Source organism: Tenacibaculum sp. FZY0031 (assembly GCF_036350695.1).
Lineage (GTDB): Bacteria > Bacteroidota > Bacteroidia > Flavobacteriales > Flavobacteriaceae > Polaribacter.
In genome coordinates, this window is the sequence record NZ_JAZDVY010000021.1 from 1 (window position 1) to 1,805 (window position 1,805).

At 36.8% G+C, this 1,805-nt stretch carries 1 protein-coding gene; it reads right to left on the reverse strand.

Annotated elements, in window-relative coordinates; genetic code table 11:
- Positions 1 to 1,805: non-ribosomal peptide synthetase (locus V1T75_RS16365; RefSeq protein WP_330489562.1), on the reverse strand; the 1,805-nt coding region annotated here is incomplete at both ends.

Consider the following 1,805-nt stretch of genomic DNA (forward strand, 5'->3'; position numbering starts at 1 on the left):
AACCATCTCCCCAAATCTCCAGTTCGATACATCGTTTCCCCTGCTCTGAAACGATTCGACACAAAGTATTCTTTGGTTAGCTCTGGCCTGTTTACATACCCTTTAGCAACTCCTAAGCCTCCTATATAAAGTTCTCCTACAACTCCTTGTGGAACCATTTTCCCATAAGAGTCTAATAAATAAACGTAACTATTAGATACTGGGCGACCTATTGGAATAACTCCCTTATTGATATCTGAGTTCGTTACCTCATGTTCTATTACTGAAATAGTAGTCTCCGTGGGACCATACTTGTTGTAAAATCGATAATTAGAAAGGTACTCACTTGCTAAAGAAACACTACAGTTTTCTCCGGCTGATACTATTCTACGTAATTTCAAACCTTCGGGAAGAGTCAGTGCTGTTAAATAAGAAGGCGTACAATGCAAGTGCGTAATTGATTTTTCTTGTATGTAATCTAGAAACAAACGGGTGTCTAATATTGTATCTACATCTAACAGTACCAAACTAGAACCGCTGGTTAACGATAACCATAACTGCTCTACTGATGCATCAAAATAAATTGGAGAAAACTGTAAAATCCTTTCATCTGCTCCTATTCCAAAGTAGGACTGTTGCCCCTGAATATAATTAGACAGTGAATCGTGTTTTATTAAAACTCCCTTAGGATGTCCTGTTGAGCCTGAGGTATAAATAATATAGGCTAAATCACCAACTCCTAAATCAGGAAGTCTCGTCTCTCTATACGTTTCTAAGAAAGTCTTGTCTCTAAGGTCAATTACTTCACATTTATCTGCTATCATAGCATCTACAAAACAATTTGCGAGTAAGTGCTCTGTTCCACTATCTGATAACATGTATAAAGTTCTTGAAACTGGTTGACTTGGGTTTATAGGTACATACACTCCTCCTGCTTTTAAAATACCCATAATACCTATAATCATTTCAAAAGACCTCTCCATGTATAAACCAACTCTTGTTCCTTTTGATACCCCTCTCGATGGTAAGCAGGCCGCTAAACGATCTGAAACATCGTCTAACATCGCATAAGACATACTTTCCTCTCCTAACTCTAATGCTATTGAACTTCCTTGACCTTTTGCTTGTGCCTTAAATAAATCTAAAACTGTAAGACTCGTATCGTAACCACTCTTGGCGCCTGAAGATAGTTTTAATAAGCCTTGATACTCTTGGCTATTAATAATTTCTATATCGGTTATCAATCCGGATGGATTTGATAAAACAGCATTTATCAAGGTCTCAAAATACCCTAAAAACCTAAACATAGTAGAGTCTTTAAATAAGCTTTTACGATAGTTCAACGTGATACTTAAGCTATTTTCTCCTTCTACAACAACCATGCTTATATCAAATTTTGAAACCACAGATCGCTCAGAGTCTTCATAAGATTTTATAAGCCCATCCATAGAAGACAACCCTTCTTCTTCTTTAAAGTAAGAGAACATTACATCAAACAAAGGATTGCGACTTGTATCGCGCTCTATTGATAAGCTATCGATCAAATCTTCATACTGGTACCCTTCGTGTTCAAAACTCGATAAAACCATGTTTTTTACCTCTAATAGATAATCTACATAACGCTTTTCTCCACTTGGGGCACTGCGAAGTGCTAAGGTATTGACAAACATCCCTACCATTTGCTCTACATCTGCATGACTTCTTCCTGAGGTAGGCGTTCCTGCAACTATATCATACTGATTACTTAGTTTACTTAGCAGTATCTTATAAAGTGATAGCATAATCATATAAATCGTACTATCTTCTGCTAAGCTTAAAGAACGCAA